Genomic DNA, 24,145 nt, shown 5'->3' on the forward strand with positions numbered 1-24,145 from the left:
GAATTTATCACGAATGCTAATCAGATTGGACTGAGAGGAAAAAAGTTGTGAGCAATAACACGTTTAAATCTGTTGTTGCCAATATGGTATGAGTAATAAATAGATAAAATTAAACGACTCCGTTTTCTTTAATAAACAACTTAATCACTTTTTATCAACATAATCACTTTTAGGAAATAAACACCATAAAAACCATAAAATCCTTAAAGTTTATTTTGAACAGAAAAACGTCTAACTGTCTGCGCAATAAACGATTATCGAATATAAATCATAAAAACCATAAACGCCTTTAAAACTCATTTTTTAATTTGAAGGGAATCACATAATAATAGATATCCGCCCCCTATGATGCACGGACAAAATAAAACGGGGACTAAGTTATGAGCACAACTGATGATTCATATATTGTGGTAAATAATGAGGCGGCTGGGAAGGCCTCATTAAAGGAAAAATGGTGGCACGTTCTGGATACCTACAAAGTCGGTATTATTCCAGTGCCACTTTTTGTGCTGGCGGGGGTATTAATCGGCATCGACTGCCTGAGTGGTAAGTTACCGAGCGATATCGTCGTGATGGTGGCGACGCTGGCATTCTTCGGATTTGCCTGTGGTGAATTTGGCAAGCGTCTACCGATTATCGGCAAGATGGGGGCGGCGGCAATCTGTGCAACCTTCATCCCTTCGGCGATGGTGCATTATGGCCTGCTGCCGGATGTTGTTGTGGAATCTACGACCAAGTTCTACAAGAGCACCAACATTCTTTATCTCTATATCTGCTGCATTATTGTCGGCAGCATCATGAGTATGAATCGGCAGACGCTGATTCAGGGCTTCCTGCGTATTTTCTTCCCGATGCTGTGTGGTGAAGTGGCTGGGATGCTGGTGGGGATGGGCGTGGGTATTGCGCTAGGTCTGGATCCGTTCCAAATTTTCTTCTTCCTGATTCTGCCAATTATGGCGGGTGGGGTAGGTGAAGGTGCTATTCCGCTGTCTATCGGCTATGCCACGATCCTGCACATGGATCAGGGGGTTGCTCTGGGACGTGTCTTGCCTATCGTGATGTTGGGCAGCCTGACGGCCATTATCCTTGCCGGTGTTCTGAATCAACTGGGTAAACGCTACCCACACTTGACTGGCGAAGGCGAATTGATGCCGAATAAAAGCAATAACCTGGGTAACGGCGAAAGCAGTGCTCCGGCTTCTGGCTTTAGTGGCAAAGCAGACGTAACGACGATTGCCTCAGGCGCGCTGTTAGCAATCCTGCTGTATATGGTGGGTATGCTCGGTCACAAAGTGGTTGGTCTGCCTGCACCGGTTGGCATGCTGTTCGCTGCGGTGCTGGTGAAGTTGGCCCATGGTGTTTCACCGAAAATGTTGGAAGGTTCTCAGGTTGTTTACAAGTTCTTCCAGACCTCTGTGACGTATCCGATTCTGTTTGCTGTCGGGGTGGCGATTACACCGTGGCAGGAACTGGTCAACGCCTTCACGATTCAAAACCTGCTGGTGATTATCTCTACCGTAGTGACGTTGGTCGGGACCGGTTTCTTGGTGGGTAAAAAGATCGGTATGCACCCGATTGATGTTGCCATTGTTTCCTGCTGCCAGAGCGGACAGGGTGGTACGGGTGACGTCGCGATTCTGACCGCGGGTAACCGTATGGTGCTGATGCCATTTGCGCAGATCGCAACGCGTATCGGCGGCGCGATTAACGTGTCGATTTCACTGCTGGTGCTCGCCAACTTTTTAGTCTGATGTCATTCAGAAAATAAAAAGAGGCTGAGAAAAATAAGTATTACGTTGAAAAAATGTGTTGAGTTAACGAAATAAAACCGCCATTGCGCGTGGGGTTATTTTGCACAGGAAATATTATGAAACTTGCAAGCTATCGTTATAACGGTAAAGACAGTTACGGCATTTATACTCCAACGGGATTAATCGATCTCGGCGGTAAAATTGGCCACCGTTACCCCGACCTGAAAGCATTACTGGCACAGAATGCATTACATGTCGCACATGAATTTAGTATGAGTACGCCGGATATTGCGGTCACCGATGTCACGTTCTTACCGGTTATTACCGCACCAGGGAAAATACTGTGCGTGGGGATGAATTATGCCGCTAAGCGTCAAGAATTTAATGAACTGAATCCTGCACCCACGTTATTCGTGCGCTTCGCAGATTCGCAAACCGGACACGCGACACCCGTCATCAAACCGCATTATTCCAGCGAATTTGATTATGAGGGCGAGCTGGCGGTCATTATCGGTAAAGGCGGACAGAATATTTCTCAGGATGTCGCACTTTCTCATGTCGCAGGGTATAGCTGCTACATGGATGGCTCTGCGCGTGACTGGCAGCATAGCTGGTTTACCGCCGGTAAAAACTGGCAGAAAACCGGTGCGTTCGGCCCTTATCTGACCACCACGGATGAAATTCCCGACCCGCATGTGTTGGCGATCCGCACGTATCTGAATGGCCGCATGGTGCAGGACGACAATACCAGCAGCATGATCCACAAAGTTGCTGAATTGATTGAATACATTAGTACCTTCACTGAGTTGAGTGCTGGCGACGTGATCATCACGGGTTCGCCGGGCGGCGTGGGTAAAAAACGCAATCCGCCGCTGTTTATGAAGGCGGGTGACTGCATTGAAGTTGAAATCGAAAACATCGGCCATTTGCGTAACACGATAGTGGATGCGGCAGCACCAGTGAAATCGGTTCCGATCACTGCTGAAGTCGCTGCGCACTAAGTTCAGGTGCTGGGTTTGTCGGTGTGAAAACCGGCAAGCCTGCAATGAATGCCCTAACTAATTTGAGTTGCAGGAAGAACCGTGATGTATGCCAATGATTCCGTCTTTTTTGACACGCTGGATGTGCGCCTTCGGGAGCAGGAGAGGGACGCCGTACGCCAGTTCCTTGCACACTGCCAGCTCGGCATGGATGACGATATTGACATCGTTGTTGTGGGTAAACTGGGTGGGCGACTGATCGCCTGCGCGGGTTTGGCTTCCAACACCATTAAGTGCGTTGCGGTCGATCCTGAATTCAGGCACCTCAATCTGGGTGTACAGGTGGTGAATGAAGTGATGCAACAGGCAGCGCAGCGCGGCCACTTTCACCTGTTTCTCTATACCAAGCCGGAAAATGTCGACATCTTCCGGGGATGTGGTTTCTACCCGTTAGCCTGTTATCAGGACAGCGCGATGCTGATGGAAAATACACCGATTGGTATCCAGCAATATTGTCAGTCTTTGGCAGATTGCGCGCAGCCTGAGTCGCTCACGATGCAAACCGAGAAAAAGATCGGCGCGATTGTCATGAATGCGAATCCCTTCACGTTGGGTCATTGCTATCTGGCGGAACACGCGGCACAGTCGTGTGATTGGCTGCACGTATTTGTGGTTCGGGAAGATGTTTCCTTTTTCCCATTCAGCGAGCGCCTGGAGATGGTACAGCGCGGCGTAGAACACATCCCTAATCTGACGGTACATGCTGGTTCGAACTACATGATTTCTAAAGCGACGTTCCCCGGCTATTTCCTGAAGGAAGAAAAACTGATCACCCGCGCCCATGCGGCGCTCGATCTCATTATTTTCAGGAAATATATCGCACCAGCCCTCGGTATTACTCAGCGCTTCGTCGGCACCGAACCCTTTTGCCCAGTGACGAATCAGTACAACCAGGATATGCACTACTGGCTGGAGAAAGACCAGACGGTGTCTGCCCCCGCGTTAAGCGTGGTTGAAATTGAACGTAAACGGCAAACCTCAGGACTGGCCATTTCCGCTTCGGAAGTCAGAAAATTACTCAAACTTCGGCAGTACAGCCGTATTCGGGACATCGTGCCAACCTCAACTTTTGAGCATTTACAGCACTATTACGAACCCGAGTACGCATAATTAAAATTAATCAGGATAAATCTATGAAGATTGTTAAGGAGTCTCTGGCAGGCACCTTTGAGTCCAGCGATTTGCTGGTCAAAGTGGCACCGGCAGACGGGAAGCTCACTGTGGTCATCAACAGCGAAGTCATTAAGCAGTTCGGTCATCAAATTAAACAGGTCGTAGATGACACGCTGAAAGCGCTGGGCGTAGAGGAAGGGACGATCATTGTGGATGACAAAGGCGCGCTGGATTGTGTCATCCGTGCTCGCGTGCAAAGCGCGGTACTGCGCGCTACAGACGGACAGCAGATTGAATGGGAGATATTATAATGAATAAGCTTCGCCGCAGTATGTTATTCCTCCCAGGCGCAAATGCCGCCATGCTGTCCAATGCATTTATCTATAAACCAGACTCCATTATGTTCGATCTGGAAGATGCGGTGTCACTGCGAGAGAAAGATACCGCGCGCCTGCTGGTTTTTCATGCGCTCCAGCATCCGATGTACCGCGATATTGAAACCGTGGTGCGGATCAACCAACTGAGTACGCCGTTTGGCCTGCTGGATCTTGAAGCGGCCGTGCGCGGTGGTGCTGATGTTATTCGTCTGCCAAAAACCGACTCCACTGACGATGTGAATGAACTGGAACACCATTTGGTTCGTATCGAAAAAGCCTGCGGTCGTGAAGTGGGTTCTACCCGCATTATGGCGGCGATTGAGTCTGCGGTGGGCGTGATTAATGCCGTTGCGATTGCCCGTTCTTCCGAGCGCATGATCGGGATTGCGCTGGCAGCGTTCGACTATGTGATGGATATGCAAACGGAACGCGGTGACGGAACAGAGCTGTTTTATGCCCGCTGCGCCGTGCTGCATGCGGCTCGCGCTGCCGGTATTGATGCCTTCGACGTGGTCTATCCCAACGTCAATGATGATGCCGGTTTCCTGAAGGAAGTCGATCTGATTCGCAAGCTGGGCTTTAACGGTAAATCCCTGATTAACCCACGCCAGATTGAGTTGCTACACAACGCTTATGCCCCGACGCAGGATGAAGTGGACTATTCCCATCTGGTGATCAAAGCCGCAGACGAGGGCGAGCGTGCTGGTCTGGGCGTCATTTCCCTGAACGGAAAAATGATCGACGGGCCAATCATCGACCACGCCAGAAGAGTTCTGGAACGTGCTCAGGCTTCCGGCGTTCGCAAATAGCCATTGCGCGATTACACCGCAATGGCCGCTCTCAGGAATTACAGGATTAGACAATGAGTCATTTTATTGAAGCACTGCAAAAGCAGTACCCGGAAAAACGTCACCTACAAGCCTTCGTCAGTGCCAATCAAAATACGCCGTGGCTGAATGATGTCGCCCAAAAGCATGAGCGCAAACTGTGTGCCGATCTGGAAGAGGCGATTCGCAACAGCGGACTGAAAGATGGGATGACAATCTCTTTCCACCACCATTTTCGCGAAGGCGATAAAGTCATTAATCGGGTGATTGATACGCTGGCACGCATGGGCTTTCGCGATCTCACGCTGGCATCCAGCTCGTTGATGAGTTGTAACGCTTCGCTGATTGACCACATCAAAGCGGGCGTGGTCAGCCGGATTTACACCTCAGGGATGCGCGGCAAGCTGGCCGATGCCATTTCTCATGGGTTAATGAAAGAACCAGTACAAATTCATTCCCACGGCGGCCGTGTTCATCTGTTGCAAAGTGGCGAACTGAATATTGATGTCGCTTTTCTGGGGGTTCCGTGCAGTGATGAATTTGGTAACGCCAATGGCACCGTTGGGAAATCCAGCTGTGGCTCGCTGGGTTACGCCATGGTTGACGCGCAGTTTGCTCGCAAAGTGGTATTGCTGACCGAAGCGCTGGTGCCGTTCCCGAACATGCCTGCCAGTATCGTGCAAGATCAGGTGGACTACATCGTTCAGGTCGATGAAGTGGGCGATCCGGCTAAGATCAGCGTCGGTGCGGCGCGCGTCACCAGTAATCCGCGTGAATTGCTGATCGCGCGTTCAGCGGCAGACGTGATTGAACATGCGGGCTATTTCAAAAACGGTTTCTCTATCCAGACCGGCTCTGGCGCGGCCTCAACGGCCTGTACGCGTTTCCTCGAAGATAAAATGCGTCAGCAGAATATCGTGGCGCGCTTTGCACTCGGTGGTATTACGGGCGGTATCGTCGATCTGCACGAGAAAGGACTGATCGAAAAACTGATCGATACCCAGTGTTTCGATGCCAATGCGGCGGCGTCGCTAGCGAAAAACCCCAACCATGTTGAGATTTCTACTAACGTTTATGCCAATCCAAGTTCGAAAGCGGCCTGTTGCGATCAACTGGATATGGTGATTCTTAGTGCGCTGGAAATTGATACCGATTTTAATGTCAATGTGATCACGGGTTCAGACGGCGTGATGCGTGGAGCATCTGGCGGACACTGCGATGTTGCGACGGCAGCGAATCTGACCATCGTCGTTGCGCCGCTGATTCGTAGCCGTATTCCGACGGTGGTACGTCAGGTAACAACCCGTGTTACACCGGGAGAAAGCATCGACGTACTGGTGACCGATCACGGTATTGCCGTCAACCCGGCGCGTCCTGACGTTGCTGAACGCCTGAAGCAGGCAGGTCTGACTGTGATGACGATAGAGGCGCTGTATCAACGTGCGATTGAACTGGTTGGTGAACCTCGTGCTATCGAGTTCCACGATCGCATCGTCGGCGTTATTCGCTATCGCGATGGCAGTGTGATTGATGTTGTTCGTCAGGTGAAAGAAGCCGACGAATAAGCGGTAAACCCATGAGGGAATCGATGATGACAAAGGCTGTTTCCATCTCGTTGGAAACCCTACTCGCGGCGAAGGAACGCCGCGCAGTTCGCCAACAAGAGTGGCTCGCTCGACATGGTGCGACGCTGGTTTCACTGACGCTGGTCACGCCGGGGCCAGTAAAAGATAACGACGGCTATAGGCAAGTGATGACCGAAGCGATCAAGGCGTTTGCTTCGCTGTGTCAAGCGCGGGGATGGATGGTGCTGGAGCAGCAGACATTCTGGCTGGCAACGGGGGCGGAAGGGCTGTGGTCGATCACCAAAGATGCATTGTCGGTGAAAGCGGCGACCATTGCGCTGGAAGATAACCATGAGCTGGGACGGCTATGGGATTTTGACATCTTCAGCCCGGAAGAGGGATCGATTGGGCGGTCGATGCTGGCGCATAGTGGGCGTGCCTGCTTATTGTGCGATCAGATGGCACATGCCTGTAGCCGTTCGCGCCGTCATTCGCTGCCTGAGTTGCTTGAACACATCGAGGAAAAGGTCAATGCCTACTTTACGCCAGCCTGACGGCATGCGGTTTGCCACGGCATCTCATTCTGCACCGTGTGAATATCAGGAACGCCATCTGTTACCCGATATTGGGCTGCGGGTAGCGCGTGCGCTGACAATGGAAGTCATGTTGACACCAAAACCCGGTCTGGTGGATCGCGCGAATAACGGGTCCCATCGTGATATGGATGTGGCGCTATTTCAGACCAGCGTTCAGGCTATTGCTCCTTGGTTCCACCATTTTACTGAGGCGGGCTATGAGTACGCCTGCGTACCGCTTGCGCAACTGTTGTCTCAGGTTCGGCCTATTGGTGTTGCCTGCGAGCAGGCGATGCTGTCAGCGACGAAAGGCGTGAATACCCATAAAGGGGGGATTTTTGCGTTTGGTCTGCTGTGCACGGCTGCGGGTTGGCTGGCAGGGCAGGGAGAGCGTATTACGCAGCGTAGCCTGTGCAACAGTGTTTCCATTATGTGCAGCGATCTGGTGTGTAATGAGCTGGAGTCGTGCTCTGGGGCGGCAACAGCAGGCGAACACCTCTATCAGCGTCACGGTCTTACGGGCGCAAGGGGTGAAGCTGCCAGCGGTTTTAATACCGTATGCCAGTACGCATTGCCCACCTTGCAGCAGGCGATTGCTGACGGTTCGGATGAAGAAACCGCGCTATTACGGACGCTACTGGTATTGATGGCTCATAATCCAGACACCAACGTAGTTTCACGTGGTGGAATGGACGGATTGGTGTTTGTGCAGAATTATGCGCAGAAATTACTGGCTGGCCCGCTGAATCGTCAGGCGCTGATATCGATGGATGAGGCGTTAATTGCCCGAAATCTTAGTCCAGGCGGTAGTGCCGATCTCTTGGCTGTAACCTGGCTGTTGTATCACTATCCTGCTGAATAGCGATCGGATGTTATAACGGAGCGGATGCGTGTCGATAAATTTCATCATTTGACCGCTCTTGAAAACTTTTTTACTAATCCGCTAAAGTTGTTGAGGAAATTGTTGATACCGTTTTCACCTATTTATATCATGTAATTTCAAGCGCCCCGCATGATCGTTTTCAATAGGCTGCCAGAGTGCCAGTGTATAAGCACTTATGGGACTTGAAAGATAACGAGGAGGCGTGCATCAATATAAGCCATTGACACATAATCCATGTAAATATGGTGGGGATGAAAGCGGTGAATGAAACTTTGAAAGAGCAGTTTGTTAAGCGCAACAAACTGGCTATCTGTGCAACGCTACGCGAATTAAAGAAGAATGATACGTCTCTGATGGTGCACCATCCTCACGGACAATTCATCAGTAAAATTCTTGATGTCGTACCCGACAGCAACCTGTTTGTCTTCGATTTAGGTGGCATTGCGCGTGAAAACAACCGTGCGCTATATGCGGGTACCCTGTCTTTTGTCGCTGAACCTGCTGGTGCAAAAGTCGAATTTAATGCCGAAATTGCCAAAACGGTGGAGTACGATGGGTTGCCCGCCTTCAGTGCGCAGATTCCTGAACGTCTTTACCTTATCCAACGTAGAACCTATTTCCGTATCAACACCCCACTGTGGCCACCGTTGACCTGCCGTGGCGAGTTGCCGGACGAGAGTGTTTTCCAGTTCGCCATCAAAGATCTCTCCTTGGGTGGATTGAGCTTGTATACCGACCGCGATACAACGGGATCGCTGACTGAAGGCGATATCATTAAAAACGTGGAAATGGATCTCGCCGATCACGGCTTCTTCTGCGTTGATTTGCAATTTGTCGGCCAGGCGATGGTGAAGATTGTCGATAATAAAGGTGAAGTGAAACTCACGCAGCGCCTGAGCTTTAAATTCCCTACACTGAATGCGGCGCAGGAGCGCGATCTTCAGCAGGTGATTTTTGAGTTGGAAAGATTACAAAACGAAAAGAAAAAGCGGTTTCAGGAGTTGTAATTTTTAAACACAACCCTTTATTTAGGCTTCACACATAACAGCAACGTATTTATAACGAGTATTATCTTATTTATCCTACTTATTTACCCATAAGTCATGTGAAAAGCCAACGTACAGGCAGATCGAAGAAGGGGGGGATAAATAAATGGTTTCTAACGTTCTCAGAGTCTTGTCAGATGAGATCGAGTGGTGCAGAATACGCGCCTTGCAAAATAACCGACGTCTAATAGCGTCGGTTATTTTTTTACATTTATGCTCGTCAACCTTCGGGTTACAGGGGTATTGGTGTGGCTTCTTACCTTTCTCTGTAGCTCAGGTTGGCTGGGTATAGGGTCTTCAACCAAAGAGGCCGGACAACGATCCGGATAGATAATTTTGTGTGTGCCTGTGAGCACAGTGAGGAAAGGAAAGATGGGGCAATTAACACGTTTCGCACCGGTGCCCGCCGGTTTGTGCTGCAAAGGTATTGGTTATGGCGCGACGCAGTCGCAAGTTATCTCTGGTGCTGTTACAGCCACCTCTTCTCATCGTGATTCAGGCGAGTCCTGTATCCACCCCCTTATTTTTAGTGCGTTCGCCGACAACAGTACTGTCTTTGCTGTGACTGACGGAGGTGTGCGCCATGTCGCTTGATTCTCAACTGCCTAATACTGGCGCAAAACGTGCCCAGTTAAAAAGAACGCTCACGCTGTGGCCTGTGGTTATGATGGGACTGGCGTACATGCAGCCGATGACCATTTTTGATACCTTCGGTATCGTGTCTGGCTTGACCGACGGTCATGTGGCTACTGCCTATGCGTTTGCGCTGATCGCCATTCTGTTCACGGCGCTGAGCTACGGCAAATTGGTAAAACGTTTTCCGTCCGCCGGTTCGGCTTATACCTATGCGCAAAAAGCGATCAGCCCGCACGTTGGGTTTATGGTCGGTTGGTCGTCATTGTTGGATTATCTGTTCATGCCGATGATCAACATCCTGCTGGCGAAAATCTATCTGGAAGCGATCTTCCCCGGCGTACCATCATGGATTTTTGTGGCGGCGCTGGTCGGGTTAATGACGTTGTTCAACCTGCGAGGTATCAACCTGGTGGCTAACCTAAACTCCATTATTGTGGTGGTACAGGTCGCTATCATGGCGGTATTCCTGGGGTTGGTGATCCACGGCGTTTATTTGGGGGAAGGTGCAGGAACGTTGACCAGCACGCGTCCGTTCTGGTCTGAGAATGCGCATGTCGTGCCGATGATTACCGGCGCAACCATTCTCTGCTTCTCGTTCCTGGGCTTTGACGGCATTAGCTCGCTGTCGGAAGAAACGCAGGATGCGGGTCGCGTGATTCCAAAAGCCATCTTCCTGACGGCGCTGATCGGCGGCGTGATTTTTGTTGCTGTGGCCTACTTCCTGCAACTGTACTTCCCAGATATCTCGCGCTTTAAGGAGCCAGATGCGTCTCAGCCGGAAATCATGCTGTACGTGGCTGGTAAATTCTTCCAGTCCGTTATTCTGGTGTTCTCCTGCGTCACGGTTCTGGCATCGGGTATGGCCGCACATGCAGGCGTGTCTCGCCTGATGTATGTGATGGGGCGTGATGGCGTATTCCCTGAGCGCTTCTTCGGCTATATCCACCCGAAATGGCGTACGCCGTCTTTGAACGTCTTACTGGTTGGCGTGATTGCACTGTCTGCGGTGTCGTTCGATCTGGTGACAGCAACGGCGCTGATTAACTTCGGTGCGCTGGTGGCGTTTACGTTTGTGAACCTGTCGGTTATTTCACAGTTCTATATTCGCGAACGTCGTAACCACACCCTGAAAGACACCATTAATTTCCTCGTGATGCCAGTGTTGGGGGCGTTGACGGTGGGGGCGCTGTGGGTGAATCTGGAAGCCAGTTCGATGACGCTGGGTCTGGTGTGGGCAACGATTGGATTGCTCTATCTGGCATTCGTGACACGCAGCTTCCGTCAGCCTGTGCCGCAATGCAGTGAAGAGCCGGTTTAAGTCAGCTGATGACTGACCGATAAGAAAAAGCGGAGCCAATGTGCTCCGCTCAGATTGATGACAAAGTCCTGGCCGTGAGGCCAGGACTTTGATCTAATAAGGTTAGTGCAAAAAACGGACTGACCGCCATGCTCAGAGAACCCTCCCCGCAGCAGTACCAGTTTGAAACCATCACCCTCGACGAACTTGTCCCAGAAGACCATCTGGTCCGTAAAATCGATGCTGCCATCAATTTTGAATTTATCCGCGATGCCGTTTCCCACCTCTATTGCCCCGATAACGGCAGGCCTGCTATCGACCCCGTTCGCCTGATTAAAATGATGCGGTTGGGCTACCTCTTCGGTGTCCCCTCTGAACGCCGTCTGGTCAAGGAAATCCAGGTCAATGTCGCTTACCGCTGGTTCCTGCGCATGGGCTTGACCGAGAAGGTCCCGGACGCCTCTACCCTTAGCCAGAACCGTATCCGTCGATTTAACGGCAGCGATGTCTTCCAGCAGATTTTTGACCATATCGTGTTACAGGCCCTGAGTCAGGGTATGGCAAACGGTCGTGTGCTCTACACCGACAGCACCCACCTGAAAGCCGATGCCAACCCGCGCAAAGCCGTGAATGAACTGCGCCCTGAAGGAGTCAGTGAATACTTCACGCAACTGAATGACGCGGTGGAGGCCGACAGGAAACAACGCGAAAAAAAGCCGCTGCCCGCCGCAAGAAAAGCAACCCAAAACGACGCCGTTAAAAACACCAAAGTGAGCACCACCGACCCGGAAAGCGGCTTTATGCACCGGGACAACAAGCCGAAAGGCTTCTTCTATCTGGACCACCGCACAGTAGACGGAAAGCATGGCATCATCATGGATACCCATGTGACACCAGGCAATGTGCACGACAGCCAGCCCTTTATCGGGCGACTCGAGCGGCAGGTAGAACGCTTCGGTCTGGAGCCGGTGGCGGTGGGCGTGGACGCGGGTTACTTCACGGCGGCGGTGTGCCAGCTCACTCAGGAGAGGGGTATCGCGTTGGTTCCGGGCTATCGCCGGCCACACAAGGGTCAGAACGCGTTCCAGAAGAAGCACTTCAGGTACGATGAGGAGCGCGATGTGTATGTGTGCCCGGCAGAGGAGTTACTGAACTACAGCACGACAGACCGTAACGGCTATCAACATTACCGTTCAGACCCGACGTTGTGCCAACGGTGTGAGCAGAGACAGCAGTGTACGCAGAACAGCAAAGCGCAGAAAACGCTAACCCGGCACGTCTGGGAAGCATCGAAAGAGGAAGCCAACAGGTTACGGCTGACGAAATGGGGCAAAAAGATATACGCCCGGCGTAAAGAAACGGTGGAGAGAAGCTTCGCGGATGCGAAACAGCACCATGGTCATCGATATGCCCGGTTCCGTGGACTGTCGAAAGTACAGATGCAGTGCCTGCTTGCGGCCACAGCGCAAAATATGAAGAAGATGGCGCTGCTGGCGCTTCTTTATTGTCTTTATGTGTGGCTGAAAAGGTCTTGTGAAGGTCAATACGCCGTCTTGGGTAAGCAGAAAGCTCAAATGACGAGGTTGTGGAAAAATATCGCGATCGCGACCTGCGGTCGCTAAAAAAGAAGAACCCCACCTGAAAAAGTGGGGTTAGTCAGCAGTCTGAGCGGAGCCAATGTGCTCCGCTTTTTTATGCTTTAGCCCACCAGTTCCTGCGCATAGGCGTACAGCGCTTTGAGCTGTGCCATCTTCTCTTTATTGTCTTCATGCAACTGATACAAGCTGCTGAGTTCTGACAGATAATCTTGCAAGCGCTCCGGCGTAAATACCGCACGCCGATGCTGCAACCAACGCTGCTGTTCGCGTTCATTCAGCGTGCCGGGGAAATTGCGGGCACGGTAGCGGAAGAACAGCGGTTCCAGACGATTATCGGCAAACGTGAGATCCAGCGCGGGAAGATTTTGCGGCGCGGTCTCCTGAATAATCTTCATCGCCATACGGTCGGCATCGCCAAAGAAGCCATCATAAAGCCGCAGATCGACATCATCAGAGGCGGCGAAAGCAGGGGCGTCGGCGAACAGTTCCACCACTTTTTCCCTGACGCTCGCGTTGTTGCGCAGCAGCGCCAAATTATCCAGACAGCGTTGACGATCGATGCCTAATCTTTCTGCGTCTTCCGGTCGTAAGGTATTGGCAGGCGCTAATACCGGACATTTATTGATGTGCACCAGCTTGAGTGGAACCGCGCTCTGATCGGCAGCCAGCGCCTCCCGGCGCGTGTATAAGCGTTCACGCAAGGTTTCGCTACCCAGCTCCAACAGCGGTGTCATATCGCCAGCCAAGTCGCACATGATGACCGCATTACGGTTGTCCGGGTGCCAGGCGAGCGGCACAACCCAACTGGTGTTGCTCCTTGCCGCGCCAAACATGCCAGACACGTGAACCAACGGCTTCATTTGCGGGATATCGATCAGTGCAGAAACTTTGTTTTTATTACGCAGCGGGAACAGATAGTCAAACAGCTTGGGCTGCGCCTGCTTGAACAGTTTTGCCATAGCGATGGTGGCGTACACATCGGACATTGCATCATGTGCTTGCTCGTGCGTGATGCCGTTGGCTTTTGTCAGATGTTCAAGGCGGAAACTGGGCAAACCGTCATCATTTTCCGGCCAGACGATACCTTCCGGCCGTAAAGCATAACAGGCGCGTAGCGCATCCAATAAATCCCAACGGGAATTACCGTGCTGCCAACTGTAGGCATAAGGATCGTAGAAGTTGCGGTAAAAGATATTGCGGCTGACTTCATCATCAAAGCGAATGTTGTTATAGCCCATGATGCAGGTGCCGGGCACGCTGAATGCTTCATGGATCTGACGGGCGAACGCCGCTTCATTCACGCCTTTCGCCAACGCAACCTGCGGGGTAATGCCGGTAATCATCACCGCTTCTGGTTCCGGCAGGTAATCATCGGTAGGACGGCAATAAATGACCAACGGCTCGCCGATAATATTGAAATCCATATCGGTACGGACACCCGCAAACTGCGCGGGGCGATCGCGCGCTGGATGCTTACCGAACGTCTCGTAGTCATGAATGAAAAAAGTGGGTTGTGTTTTCTCGGCCATATATGCAGTTAGCTACGTGTGCGCGTTGAGCCTGAAGTCAGGCAAACAGACTGGAAAGTGGCAAGGATACCATTGAATCGACTTTTCTGCGGTGCTTTCCTGATTTGCATCACTTCCCTGACTTACATCAATAGGCGGATAGACATAATCGCTAGGCATGAGTGTGTACGTTCGGTTACAATTTTCGTTTTAATGCGAATGATAATTAAATTCTTTATTGCCGCGTAGCGTCCGCTGCGGGGTAGCATTCGGCGACAAACAGCGAAATGGAGAACACACTTATGCGGTTAAATGCGGTGCGATTAAATGCGGCGTTTGCAGTGAAGGCGACGCTATTGGCATCTATGTTTGTTCTGGCCGGATGCGATCAGCAGGCATCGTCTTCAGAAGGAAGTCACACAGTTAACATTGAGCATGCACAGGGAACCTCTCAGGTTCCGCAACCGCCGAAGAAAGTGATTGTGTTTGATCCCACCTCTCTGGACACGCTGGATGCGTTGAAAGCCGAAGGCATTGCTGGCGTACCGAAAAGCAGCACGCCGCTGCCAGCGTTTTTATCAAAATACAACAGCGATACTTATCTGAACGCCGGGACGCTGTTTGAACCCGCCTATGAAGCGCTCAGCAGCGCTAAACCTGACCTGATTATCGCGGGTGGACGCACGCGCGACGCCTACGACAAACTGAGCGGTATTGCGCCGACGATCTCGATGGACGTGGATGAACACCAGTTTATGACGAGCTTTATCCAGCGCATCGAGCAACTGGGCACCATCTTTGGCAAAGAAGATGAAGCGAAAAAACAGATTGATGACTTTAAACAACAGATCGTTCAAACGCGCGCCAGAACGGAAAACGCGGGCAATGCGTTGGTATTGATGATCAGTGGTGGAAAAATGTCTGCCTACGGGCCTAAATCGCGCTTTGGGTTCGTGTTTGATGAGCTGGGCTTCAAACCAGCAACCGAGTTCCCTGATTCGGGCCGCCACGGCAATGTGGTGACATCAGAATTTTTACTGAGCGTGAACCCAGAGTGGTTGTTTATCCTTGACCGTGACAGTGCGATTGGTCGCCCGGGTGGTGAATCTGCTAAACAGGTACTGGATAACCCACTGATTCACAAAACCAATGCCTGGAAAAATAATCACGTGGTCTACCTGGATTCTGCATCGCTGTATATCGCTGGGGGGTTGCAAAGCTATAAAAACCTGGTGAGTACCGTCAACGACGCGTTGGATAAGCAATAACGGCAGATTACGGCAGAATCAATGAAGTCTTTTTACTATTCGCTAGGGCTTTTGTTTCTGGCCTGCATGATCGTTGTCAGCCTGTTTGTTGGGGCAGGGCAGTTGACTATGCAGGCCGTCTGGAACGATCCAGAAATGTGCGATATTTTCTTTATTAGCCGCGTTCCCCGCACTCTGGCCTTGTTGCTGGCAGGTAGCGCCATGAGTGTGGCAGGCCTCATCATGCAGTTGTTGACGCAAAACCGCTTTGTCGAACCGTCTTTGGCGGGAACCACGCAGTCGGCCAGCCTTGGCTTGCTGGTGGTGATGATTGCTGTGCCCAGCGCGACGATTTTCACCAAGATGGTGGTGGCGAGTCTGTTTGCGTTGGCGGGCACCTTCCTATTCATGATGCTGTTACAGCGTATTGTGTTGAAATCTGCACTGGTGGTGCCGTTGGTCGGCATTATGCTGGGTGCGGTCATCAGTTCCATCACCACGTTTGGCGCGATGTATTTTGATCTGTTACAGGCACTTGGTAGCTGGGAATCCGGTGATTTTTCCGGTGTCTTGCAGGGACGTTACGAGCTGCTCTGGCTGGTTGGGGCGTTAACGTTGGTGGCCTGCTGGATTGCTGACCGTTTCACGGTAGCAGGCATGGGGCGCGAATTTTCCGTCAATGTTGGCCTCAACTATCGGCAGGTGATGCTGATGGGGCTGAGCATTATCGCCATCGTCAGCGGCGTGGTAGTGGTGGTGGTGGGGAGCTTGCCGTTTATCGGGCTGATTGTGCCGAACTTGATCAGCATGATGCTGGGCGACAATGTGCGCAAAACGATCCCGTGGGTGTGCCTGCTCGGCGGCGGCTTGGTGCTGTGCTGCGATATTATCAGCCGCGTGATTCGCTATCCCTTCGAGATTCCAGTGAGTGTAATTCTTGGCGTCATTGGCGCTGCTGTTTTCCTTCTCTTATTGCTAAGCCAGAAACGCCATGTCAGTCAATGAACGTAATACGGTGCTGACTGGAGCTGTCAGCGAAAAACGTGCGGGGTTATCGCCTGTTCAGCGATTGCTGTGGCTGACGGGGGGGGCTGTCGTGGTGATCGTGCTATTTATGACTATCAACCTAGGCAGTAACTTACGCTACATTTTGACGCATCGCGGGTTGATGCTGACGACGATGCTGTTGGTGGCTTTTGCCGCCAGTGCGTCGACGGTGCTGTTTCAAACGGTGACGAACAACCGGGTGTTGACGCCATCGATTATGGGGTTTGAAGCCCTGTTCATCCTGATCCAAACCTCGCTGGTATTTACTTTCGGTATTGGCGGCATTCCGGGGTTGGGGATTGCGGGCAAATTTGTTCTTGAAACACTGCTGCTCATTCTCTTCTCCGCGCTGCTGTATCGCTGGTTGTTCACCGGCAGCCACAATAACCTGCATCTGGTTTTACTGGTCGGGATTATCTGCGGCACGCTGTTTCGCAGCATGGCGGGCTTAATGCAGCGTCTGCTGACCCCCGGTGAGTTCGCCATTCTACAGGGGCGGATGTTTGCCACCTTCACCCGTACTGTGCCTGAACTGGTGGCGCTGTCGGTTGGTATTACGCTGGTAGTCGCGGTGGTGATCTGGCGCATGCGCTTTCGGTTTGATGTGTTGGCGCTGGGACGTAATAACGCGATTAACCTGGGTATCGACTACAAGCGCAGCGTCACGGTCATTCTGCTGCTGGTTTCCGTGCTGGTCGCCATTTCAACGGCGCTGGTTGGCCCGCTCACCTTCTTAGGTTTTATGGTCGCAAACCTTGCCTATTTAGTCATTGGTTCCAGCCAGCATCGTCTGTTGCTGCCCGCGGCTTTTCTACTAGGCGTGATTTCACTGGTTGGCGGACAACTGGTGCTTGAGCACCTGCTGGATATGTCTGGAGCACTGTCGGTCGTGATTGAATTTGTGGGTGGATCGCTGTTTATTGTATTGCTACTGAAAAAGGTTTCCGTGTGATTGAGATCGGCAATGTAACTAAAACGTATAATAACGTGACGGTTCTGAATGATGTCACGGCGACGGTGCCTCGTGGTGGCGTCACGTCGATTATCGGCCCGAATGGCGCGGGGAAGTCGACATTGTTGTCCATCATCAGCCGCTTGCTGGACGCGGATCGCGGGCAGGTCAAAGTTAACGGCATGGACGTAATGACCACACCCAGCGATAAACTGGCGACGTGTTTGTCTGTGCTGCGTCAGGAAAACCAGTTTACCAGCCGCCTAACGGTAGCGGAGCTGGTGGGGTTTGGTCGCTATCCTTATACCAAAGGGCGGCTGAATGCTGACGATCGTGAACGTATCAACGCCGCGCTGGCGTTCCTCAATCTGACCGAATTGAAAGATCGGTTTTTAGATGAGCTTTCCGGCGGCCAGCGGCAGCGTGCCTATGTCGCGATGGTGCTGTGTCAGGACACGGAATACGTGCTGCTGGATGAACCGCTGAATAATCTGGATATGAAACACGCCGTAGCGATGATGAAGCAGATTCGCCGTGCGGCAGACGAGCTAGGCAAAACCATCGTGCTGGTTATCCACGATATCAACTTTGCTTCCGCCTATTCGGATTACATTATTGCGATGCGCAAAGGGCAGATCATCTACACGGGAAAACCGGAAGACATTATGGTATCCGAGGTGTTGGAAGATATTTTCGATACGGAAGTGGCCATTGAGCAGGTTCATAATCAGCGTATCGCGGTATATTACCGTTGATGGTTTGCTGACAGATTATCCGCTCAGCGAGGTGTTAGCGCAAAGGGCGTAAGCACTGCTTGAAAGACGCTGGGTATAACCTGTATGGTGAATGCATAAAGAATTTATGTATGACTTAAGGTAAGGGTAAAAGATGGATAAGGACACTAAGCCGTGTTTCCAGGATGTGCTGGAATTCGTGCGCATGTTTCGTCGTAAAAACAAACTTCAGCGTGAAATCATCGACAACGAGAAGAAAATTCGTGATAACCAAAAGCGCGTTCTGCTGCTGGACAACCTGAGCGAATATCTTAAACCTGGCATGTCCATTGAGGACGTACAGAACATCATCGCTAACATGCGCGGTGATTATGAAGACCGTGTTGATGACTACATCATCAAAAACGCCGATCTGTCGAAAGAACGCCGTGAGCTGTCTAAAAAGTTGAAAGCGATGGGCGAAGTTAAGTAACCTGACGCACCGTGTTTTACGGTAAACAGCTACGGTAAATAGCTATTGTAAAAGGATCGCTTCTGCGATCCTTTTTCTTTTACTGTGCGTACGGATCTTAACAAAGCCTGTTGGCGTTACAGACTATAGCTGCGCCTAGCGCTCCCTGTGCCGAACAAAGCTGGCGGAAAGCCGATCGAGTAAAATAGCCATCAGCACCACCACCATCCCACTTTGTAAACCCAAGCCGATATCAAGCTGCTGAATGCTACTGAGAATGTCATTGCCTAGTCCACCTGCACCGACCATGGAGGCAATGATCACCATCGACATCGCCATCATAATGGTCTGGTTCACCCCCGCCATGATTGACGGTTGAGCGGCGGGTAACTGTACTTTCCACAGCAGTTGCCACGGTGTACAGCCAAAGGCGACACCTGCTTCAATACGGGCAGCATTTACCTGACGGATACCTAAATCGGTCAGACGTACGACTGGCGGCATGGAGAATAAAATGGTGGCGAAAATACCGGGCGGTCGACCCAGCCCAAACAAGATCGTCGCGGGAATCAGATAAACAAAGGCGGGCATGGTCTGCATAAAATCCAACAGCGTGCGCACTATGCTACCAACGACCGCGCGCCGCGCGCTCCAGATGCCCAGAGGAATACCGAACAGCAGGCTGAAAAAAGTGGAAGAGAGCGTTAGCGCGAGGGTGATCGATGCGTGTTCGCTGTACCCGCTATAGATGATGTAGAGCATGGCAAGCAATGCGAACAGCGCGAATCCTTTTCCGATACGCCAGAGCCCGATACCCACGGAGAGGATTACCAGCCCCCACGGTGTTAACCATCCTGTGAGCGTTTCCATTCCCCCTGCGAAGGCATCAATACTCGCTGCCAGCGCGTCAAAAAAGCCACCAGCATGCGATAGCATGGCGTGGATTGCGCGGTCAATTTGGCGACTAAAATCTAATGGATAGGTCATAAATTTACCTTCTCAGGGCGCCATCTCGCTATCGGCATAACTTTCCGCCAGTTGCCAGCGTGATGTGTCCACGCCGGAGAAAAAATGGCGCACGTAGGGCGTTGCAGGCGTATTAATCAGAGTTTCCGCCTGGCCGACCTGCACCAGATTGCCCTGTTCCATGATGGCAATACGCGTTCCCAGTCGTAGCGCTTCCTCCATATCATGAGTGACAAACACGATGGTACGCCGTTGCTGCGTCTGTAGCGTCAGCAATAGCGATTGCATTTCCCGACGAATAATCGGGTCCAACGCGGAGAACGCTTCATCCATCAACAGCACTGACGGGTTCACAACCAGTGCTCTGGCAAGCCCGACACGCTGCTGCATCCCACCAGAAAGCTGGTGGGGATAATGGTTTGCTACCTGACCGAGCCCGACCTGTTCCAGCATATCCTGTGCTTTCTGGTAACGTGTTGCACGACTCACACCGGCGACTTCCAGACCGAATGCCACGTTATCCAATACCGTGCGCTCATCGAAAAGCGCGAAAGACTGGAAGACCATGCCCATTTTCTGACGACGTAGGGCGATCATTTGCGCAGATGAGAGTGATGACAGCTCTTGGCCGTCAAATAACACCGAACCGTCAGTGGGGGGAATCAGAAAATTCAGTGTGCGTAAAAGCGTCGACTTTCCTGAACCTGAAAGGCCAACGATGACAAAAATTTCGCCCGGATAAATTTGCAGATTAATATTATTCAAGGCATTAACCGACGTTTGCTGTTTAGCCCGAAAAAAAAGACCGCCTTTTTCTTTGCTGTAATAATTTTTATTGATGTCACGTAATTCGATAACTGGCTCTGACATGGCCATATCACCTATTTTCTGAGAATCATTATACGCTAACCTAAAATAGTCAGACCAAGTTAAAGGTTTTATTACGGAGAATAGAACTATTCTGCATTAGCTTAGCAATATTATTGCAATGCGTTATTTTTAAGATGGAAATTCCATGCCTCATCTAATAACCATGCTTTTACTTTTTCCTGCTGAGCAGATGACAGCTTTCCACTGGCGGAGATTAAGTAATATCCCCGCTCGGTGCGCATTTCTGGCCCACAGCGGAAAAGCTGTTTGCTGGCCAGAAAAGAGTCAATTAAGGGGCGCCAGCCGAGAGCAATGCCCTGGCCTTCAATAGCGGCCTGAATCACCAGAGAGTAGGCGTTAAACGTACGCGATGCCGTATGTTGCTGGCTGATAACCTGATGTTGTCGAAACCAGTCCTCCCACGTTAACCAGCGCGGTGGATGCGTTTCCGGTAGTTTTATTAACGGATGTCCCAGCAGTTTATCAGGCGAGGGGTTCGCACCGATTTCATTGATAAGATTTTGATTACAAACGGGAACGACGTCTTCGGGAAACAAGCGCTGCGCCTGCGTGCCTGGCCAATTTCCGTTGCCAAAATAAATGGCCAGGTGGGCGTTGTTGTCGCGGAAGTTGTAGTCGTTTGGCGAGGTGGAAATTTGTACCTCTACGCCGGGGATCAATGCCTGAATGTCGTTCAGACGTGGCAGCAGCCAGTAACTGGCGAAACCCATATCGGTATCGATTCGCAATGTGCTCCGCTGGTAGCGCGTGCGTTCCAATTGTTCGCTGATATCGTTAAGACAAGAGCGAACAATTTGATAAAGCCCATTGCCTGATTCGGTGAGTTCCACACCACGATGACGCCGTTCAAATAACGGTGTATTCAGTAGATTTTCAAGCATTTGGATGCGCTGACTCACGGCAGGTTGAGAAAGGCTTAACTCATTTCCCGCTGCGGTGAAATTGCCATGACGCGCCGCCGCCTCAAATACCACTAATACCTGTAATGGCGGTAGTTGTAATTTTCTTGCCATAATCTGACCTTATCTCATGATAATAAAATACCCCCTTCACAGAATGAAAAGGGCGTGAGATAAAAATATCACGATTCATTTAATTAATTTTAATTCCTGACTGATTATGCTTATAAATAAACCGAATATCGTTATTCTAATGGCCGATCAATTAACCGCCTCGGCATTACGAACGTATGGAAATAATGTCAGTCTGACCCCGAATATTGACAGGCTGGCGCGAGAAGGCGTGGTGTTTGAATCTGCATATTGTAACAGTCCGCTGTGCGCGCCGTCGCGGGCGTCATTAATGACGGGCCAGCTCATCTCGCGTAATGCCGTGTTCGATAACGCAGCCGAGTTTCACGCCGATTCGCCGACGTTTTGTCACTACCTGCGTGAACAGGGTTACCGTACCTGGCTTTCCGGCAAGATGCATTTTTGCGGCCCCGACCAACTGCACGGCTTCGATGAGCGGCTGACGACGGATATCTATCCTGCGGATTTTGGTTGGACGCCTGACTGGCGTCATCCCGAGCGGCGTCTGGATTGGTATCACAATATGAGTTCGGTGCTGGAGGCGGGCGAATGCGTGCGAACCAACCAGCTTGATTTTGATGATGAAGCCCTGTTTTTGGCGCGGCAACGGTTATATGACGCCGCTCGTCGCCCTGAGGACCCGCCGTTCTTGCTACTGCTGTCGTTGACGCATCCACACGACCCGTTTGCTATTCCCCGCCGCTATCTCGACCGATTCAATGCCGAGGATATCGACTTACCGAAAACGCAGACTGATGATGTTGAGGACGACCCTCATTCCGCCCGTCTGAGGGCGATGTATCAACTGGAGGAGGGACTACTTAGCGAAGATGACATTCGTCGAGCGCGTCATGCTTATTACGGCGCGATGGCCTATGTGGATGACTGTTTTGGTGAAATTGTACGCACGCTGGAAGAAACTGGACTGGCAGAAGATACCATCGTTTTTGTGGTCGCCGATCACGGTGAAATGTTGGGTGAACGCGGTCTGTGGTACAAAATGACGTTCTTCGAAAATGCGGTTCGCATTCCGTTTATTGTGCATAACCCGAAACGCTTCGCGTCGCGTCGTATCACCGAGAACGTTTCGCTGGTCGATTTGCTGCCTACTCTGTGCGAATTGGCGAGCGGTGAGGATCGCTCAGCGCGGGCGATTGCACCGCTGGATGGACGCAGCTTAGTGCCGCATCTGCGTGGAGAAACAGGCTCAGATGGCGTATACAGCGAATATCTGGCAGAGGGAGCAATAGGGCCAATGGTGATGATTCGCCGCGGGCCGTGGAAATACATTCACTCCCTGAGTGAAGCGCCGCAGTTGTTCAATCTGCAACAGGATCCGTATGAAAAGCGCAATCTGGCAACAGATAGTGAATATCAGGATACCGTTGAGAGCTTTGCTAAAGAAGTGGCCGCGCGTTGGCAGTTGGACAGCCTGAACCAGCAGGTGCTGGCGAGCCAGCAAAAGAGATTATTTTTAACCCGCATCGCGGGTCGTGACGCGATTCCTAAATGGGATTTTCAGCCTCATCAGGAAGCCTCGCAGCGCTATATCCGCAACCATCAAACACTGGACGAGCAGGAAGCCTTTGCTCGCTACCCACAGCCGTTAAAAAAATCAATCGGGGAAGCATAATGAAGCAGAAATCATTGTCGGTATTCATGCTGTTGGTCGGTGCTGCGCTATTGCCTGTGACCAGTTTCGCCGCAGAAGACCCACGCTGTGCGGTGGTCACGCAATCCGATCCCGGCTGGACGGATATCGCGGCAACCAACGCCGTGTCTGGCGTGGTGCTCAAGGCGTTGGGCTATCAGCAGAAGGTGCAGAATCTTTCCGTCGCGCTGGCTTTTCAGGGGCTGAAAACCGGGCAGGTTGATGTGTTCCTCGGTAACTGGATGCCCGCGCAGGAACCGATTATCAGCAAATATACCGCAGAGGGCTCAATCAAGGTGCTCGGGGCGAATCTCCCGGCCGCCAAATTCACACTGGCGGTACCGGAGTATGTTGCAGAGGCCGGAGTAAAAGATTTTGCTGATTTACAACAATACGCCGATAAGTTCGACCACAAAATATACGGTATCGCACCCGGTGCGCCAGCCAACCAAAATATTAAAAAGATGCTGGATAAACAGGATTTTGGGCTGCAAGGCTGGAATCTCGTGGAATCCAGTGAGAGCGGAATGCTGGCGCAGGTCACCCGTGCGACGAGCCGCAATCAGTGGGTGGTTTTCCTCGGTTGGGAGCCGCATGCGATGAATACGCGCTTCAAACTTACGTATTTAAGCGGTGGGGATGCCTATTTCGGCCCTAACTATGGTAGCGCGACGGTGAATACAGTGACACGTAAGGACTTCGCCACGCAGTGCCCGAATGTTAACCGTTTTTTCAGTCAGTTAACGTTTGATGTCGCGCTGGAGAATGCCATTATCACCCGCATTCTGGATGATAAACAAACTGCCGAAGACGCGGCGCGCGCAGAACTGGCGAAGCACCCAGAACGGCTTTCAAGCTGGCTTAACGGTGTAACCCACCGCGAAGGCCAGCCTGCTGAGGCTATCGTGAAAAAAGCGCTCGGGATTTAATGTGGTACGCCGTAGCCAGGTTGTTGTCAT

The 24,145-nt window shown here is 51.5% G+C and carries 22 protein-coding genes; 18 read left to right on the forward strand and 4 right to left on the reverse strand.

Annotated features, from left to right (window positions below; translation table 11 throughout):
* The first annotated feature begins 380 nt into the window (after nucleotides 1-380).
* From AACH44_RS08920 to AACH44_RS08970, 11 genes are all read left to right on the forward strand, one after another.
* Complete coding sequence (locus AACH44_RS08920; RefSeq protein ID WP_261849213.1) at nucleotides 381-1,751, forward strand: 2-hydroxycarboxylate transporter family protein; 1,371 nt, start codon at nucleotides 381-383, stop codon at nucleotides 1,749-1,751.
* 116 nt (nucleotides 1,752-1,867) lie between these two features.
* Nucleotides 1,868-2,752, forward strand: a complete 885-nt coding sequence (locus tag AACH44_RS08925) for a fumarylacetoacetate hydrolase family protein (RefSeq protein ID WP_261849214.1) — start codon at nucleotides 1,868-1,870, stop codon at nucleotides 2,750-2,752.
* 84 nt (nucleotides 2,753-2,836) lie between these two features.
* Nucleotides 2,837-3,901, forward strand: a complete 1,065-nt coding sequence (gene citC / locus AACH44_RS08930; protein ID WP_261849231.1) for a [citrate (pro-3S)-lyase] ligase — start codon at nucleotides 2,837-2,839, stop codon at nucleotides 3,899-3,901.
* A gap of 23 nt (nucleotides 3,902-3,924) precedes the next feature.
* Entirely contained in the window at nucleotides 3,925-4,215 is a 291-nt protein-coding gene (gene citD / locus AACH44_RS08935; protein ID WP_261849215.1) for a citrate lyase acyl carrier protein, read from the forward strand.
* Nucleotides 4,215-5,090 carry a citrate (pro-3S)-lyase subunit beta gene (citE, locus tag AACH44_RS08940; protein WP_261849216.1) on the forward strand — a complete coding sequence of 292 codons (876 nt, stop codon included), beginning with the start codon at nucleotides 4,215-4,217 and terminating at the stop codon, nucleotides 5,088-5,090. Before citD ends, citE begins: the two co-directional genes overlap by 1 nt.
* Nucleotides 5,091-5,143: 53 nt before the next feature.
* Nucleotides 5,144-6,673, forward strand: coding sequence for a citrate lyase subunit alpha (gene citF, locus AACH44_RS08945; protein WP_261849217.1), 1,530 nt, complete (start codon nucleotides 5,144-5,146; stop codon nucleotides 6,671-6,673).
* Nucleotides 6,674-6,699: 26 nt separating this feature from the next.
* The gene (gene citX, locus AACH44_RS08950) at nucleotides 6,700-7,227 is read left to right on the forward strand and encodes a citrate lyase holo-[acyl-carrier protein] synthase (protein WP_261849232.1); all 528 of its coding nucleotides are present in this window, start codon (nucleotides 6,700-6,702) and stop codon (nucleotides 7,225-7,227) included.
* Nucleotides 7,205-8,110, forward strand: coding sequence for a triphosphoribosyl-dephospho-CoA synthase CitG (gene citG, locus AACH44_RS08955; protein WP_261849218.1), 906 nt, complete (start codon nucleotides 7,205-7,207; stop codon nucleotides 8,108-8,110). Before citX ends, citG begins: the two co-directional genes overlap by 23 nt.
* A 272-nt stretch (nucleotides 8,111-8,382) precedes the next feature.
* The gene (locus AACH44_RS08960; protein WP_261849219.1) at nucleotides 8,383-9,138 is read left to right on the forward strand and encodes a flagellar brake protein; all 756 of its coding nucleotides are present in this window, start codon (nucleotides 8,383-8,385) and stop codon (nucleotides 9,136-9,138) included.
* 622 nt (nucleotides 9,139-9,760) lie between these two features.
* On the forward strand, nucleotides 9,761-11,131 hold the full coding sequence (locus AACH44_RS08965) for an APC family permease (RefSeq protein ID WP_261849220.1): 1,371 nt from the start codon (nucleotides 9,761-9,763) through the stop codon (nucleotides 11,129-11,131).
* 128 nt (nucleotides 11,132-11,259) lie between these two features.
* Complete coding sequence (locus AACH44_RS08970) at nucleotides 11,260-12,732, forward strand: IS1182 family transposase (RefSeq protein WP_338659569.1); 1,473 nt, start codon at nucleotides 11,260-11,262, stop codon at nucleotides 12,730-12,732.
* Nucleotides 12,733-12,809: 77 nt separating this feature from the next.
* On the opposite strand, the gene sbcB is transcribed toward AACH44_RS08970, so the two are convergent.
* Nucleotides 12,810-14,237 (reverse strand): exodeoxyribonuclease I, encoded by a 1,428-nt coding sequence (gene sbcB, locus AACH44_RS08975; protein WP_261849653.1) that lies wholly within the window; start codon nucleotides 14,235-14,237, stop codon nucleotides 12,810-12,812.
* Between the two features lie 281 nt (nucleotides 14,238-14,518).
* On the opposite strand from sbcB, the gene AACH44_RS08980 reads away from it, so the two are divergent.
* The 5 genes from AACH44_RS08980 (at nucleotide 14,519) to tmaR (ending at nucleotide 18,668) form a co-directional block, all read left to right on the forward strand.
* Nucleotides 14,519-15,484: a siderophore ABC transporter substrate-binding protein gene (locus AACH44_RS08980; protein WP_261849654.1), complete on the forward strand. Its 966-nt coding sequence runs from the start codon at nucleotides 14,519-14,521 to the stop codon at nucleotides 15,482-15,484.
* 21 nt (nucleotides 15,485-15,505) lie between these two features.
* A complete protein-coding gene (locus AACH44_RS08985) occupies nucleotides 15,506-16,468 on the forward strand; it encodes an ABC transporter permease (protein WP_261849655.1) in 963 nt (320 codons plus the stop codon).
* Complete coding sequence (locus AACH44_RS08990) at nucleotides 16,455-17,462, forward strand: iron chelate uptake ABC transporter family permease subunit (RefSeq protein WP_261849656.1); 1,008 nt, start codon at nucleotides 16,455-16,457, stop codon at nucleotides 17,460-17,462. Before AACH44_RS08985 ends, AACH44_RS08990 begins: the two co-directional genes overlap by 14 nt.
* A complete protein-coding gene (locus AACH44_RS08995) occupies nucleotides 17,459-18,217 on the forward strand; it encodes an ABC transporter ATP-binding protein (RefSeq protein ID WP_261849657.1) in 759 nt (252 codons plus the stop codon). Before AACH44_RS08990 ends, AACH44_RS08995 begins: the two co-directional genes overlap by 4 nt.
* Before the next feature lie 133 nt (nucleotides 18,218-18,350).
* Nucleotides 18,351-18,668, forward strand: a complete 318-nt coding sequence (gene tmaR, locus AACH44_RS09000) for a PTS system regulator TmaR (RefSeq protein ID WP_261849658.1) — start codon at nucleotides 18,351-18,353, stop codon at nucleotides 18,666-18,668.
* 135 nt (nucleotides 18,669-18,803) lie between these two features.
* Here tmaR and AACH44_RS09005 read toward each other — a convergent pair whose 3' ends face one another.
* The 3 genes from AACH44_RS09005 to AACH44_RS09015 form a co-directional block, all read right to left on the reverse strand.
* Nucleotides 18,804-19,634 carry an ABC transporter permease gene (locus AACH44_RS09005; RefSeq protein ID WP_261849659.1) on the reverse strand — a complete coding sequence of 277 codons (831 nt, stop codon included), beginning with the start codon at nucleotides 19,632-19,634 and terminating at the stop codon, nucleotides 18,804-18,806.
* A 12-nt stretch (nucleotides 19,635-19,646) separates the two neighbouring features.
* Entirely contained in the window at nucleotides 19,647-20,483 is an 837-nt protein-coding gene (locus AACH44_RS09010) for an ATP-binding cassette domain-containing protein (RefSeq protein WP_261849660.1), read from the reverse strand.
* Between the two features lie 110 nt (nucleotides 20,484-20,593).
* Nucleotides 20,594-21,517 carry a LysR substrate-binding domain-containing protein gene (locus AACH44_RS09015; protein WP_338659570.1) on the reverse strand — a complete coding sequence of 308 codons (924 nt, stop codon included), beginning with the start codon at nucleotides 21,515-21,517 and terminating at the stop codon, nucleotides 20,594-20,596.
* A 106-nt stretch (nucleotides 21,518-21,623) separates the two neighbouring features.
* Between AACH44_RS09015 and betC the strand changes: the two genes are divergently transcribed.
* Nucleotides 21,624-23,168 carry a choline-sulfatase gene (betC, locus tag AACH44_RS09020; protein WP_338659571.1) on the forward strand — a complete coding sequence of 515 codons (1,545 nt, stop codon included), beginning with the start codon at nucleotides 21,624-21,626 and terminating at the stop codon, nucleotides 23,166-23,168.
* Nucleotides 23,168-24,115 carry a choline ABC transporter substrate-binding protein gene (choX, locus tag AACH44_RS09025; protein ID WP_261849663.1) on the forward strand — a complete coding sequence of 316 codons (948 nt, stop codon included), beginning with the start codon at nucleotides 23,168-23,170 and terminating at the stop codon, nucleotides 24,113-24,115. The genes betC and choX overlap by 1 nt, the downstream gene beginning before the upstream one ends.
* Nucleotides 24,116-24,145: the final 30 nt, after the last annotated feature.

The sequence above is a fragment of the Pectobacterium araliae genome, assembly GCF_037076465.1.
Taxonomy (GTDB): Bacteria; Pseudomonadota; Gammaproteobacteria; order Enterobacterales; family Enterobacteriaceae; genus Pectobacterium; species Pectobacterium araliae.

Bases quoted from the DNA above. Each gene is read 5' to 3' on its own strand.
- AACH44_RS08920 (WP_261849213.1), top strand. From the start codon at position 381: ATGAGCACAACTGATGATTCATATATTGTGGTAAATAATGAGGCGGCT.
- AACH44_RS08925 (WP_261849214.1), top strand. From the start codon at position 1,868: ATGAAACTTGCAAGCTATCGTTATAACGGTAAAGACAGTTACGGCATT.
- citC (WP_261849231.1), top strand. From the start codon at position 2,837: ATGTATGCCAATGATTCCGTCTTTTTTGACACGCTGGATGTGCGCCTT.
- citD (WP_261849215.1), top strand. From the start codon at position 3,925: ATGAAGATTGTTAAGGAGTCTCTGGCAGGCACCTTTGAGTCCAGCGAT.
- citE (WP_261849216.1), top strand. From the start codon at position 4,215: ATGAATAAGCTTCGCCGCAGTATGTTATTCCTCCCAGGCGCAAATGCC.
- citF (WP_261849217.1), top strand. From the start codon at position 5,144: ATGAGTCATTTTATTGAAGCACTGCAAAAGCAGTACCCGGAAAAACGT.
- citX (WP_261849232.1), top strand. From the start codon at position 6,700: ATGACAAAGGCTGTTTCCATCTCGTTGGAAACCCTACTCGCGGCGAAG.
- citG (WP_261849218.1), top strand. From the start codon at position 7,205: ATGCCTACTTTACGCCAGCCTGACGGCATGCGGTTTGCCACGGCATCT.
- AACH44_RS08960 (WP_261849219.1), top strand. From the start codon at position 8,383: ATGAAAGCGGTGAATGAAACTTTGAAAGAGCAGTTTGTTAAGCGCAAC.
- AACH44_RS08965 (WP_261849220.1), top strand. From the start codon at position 9,761: ATGTCGCTTGATTCTCAACTGCCTAATACTGGCGCAAAACGTGCCCAG.
- AACH44_RS08970 (WP_338659569.1), top strand. From the start codon at position 11,260: ATGCTCAGAGAACCCTCCCCGCAGCAGTACCAGTTTGAAACCATCACC.
- sbcB (WP_261849653.1), bottom strand. From the start codon at position 14,237: ATGGCCGAGAAAACACAACCCACTTTTTTCATTCATGACTACGAGACG.
- AACH44_RS08980 (WP_261849654.1), top strand. From the start codon at position 14,519: ATGCGGTTAAATGCGGTGCGATTAAATGCGGCGTTTGCAGTGAAGGCG.
- AACH44_RS08985 (WP_261849655.1), top strand. From the start codon at position 15,506: ATGAAGTCTTTTTACTATTCGCTAGGGCTTTTGTTTCTGGCCTGCATG.
- AACH44_RS08990 (WP_261849656.1), top strand. From the start codon at position 16,455: ATGTCAGTCAATGAACGTAATACGGTGCTGACTGGAGCTGTCAGCGAA.
- tmaR (WP_261849658.1), top strand. From the start codon at position 18,351: ATGGATAAGGACACTAAGCCGTGTTTCCAGGATGTGCTGGAATTCGTG.
- AACH44_RS09005 (WP_261849659.1), bottom strand. From the start codon at position 19,634: ATGACCTATCCATTAGATTTTAGTCGCCAAATTGACCGCGCAATCCAC.
- AACH44_RS09010 (WP_261849660.1), bottom strand. From the start codon at position 20,483: ATGTCAGAGCCAGTTATCGAATTACGTGACATCAATAAAAATTATTAC.
- AACH44_RS09015 (WP_338659570.1), bottom strand. From the start codon at position 21,517: ATGGCAAGAAAATTACAACTACCGCCATTACAGGTATTAGTGGTATTT.
- betC (WP_338659571.1), top strand. From the start codon at position 21,624: ATGCTTATAAATAAACCGAATATCGTTATTCTAATGGCCGATCAATTA.
- choX (WP_261849663.1), top strand. From the start codon at position 23,168: ATGAAGCAGAAATCATTGTCGGTATTCATGCTGTTGGTCGGTGCTGCG.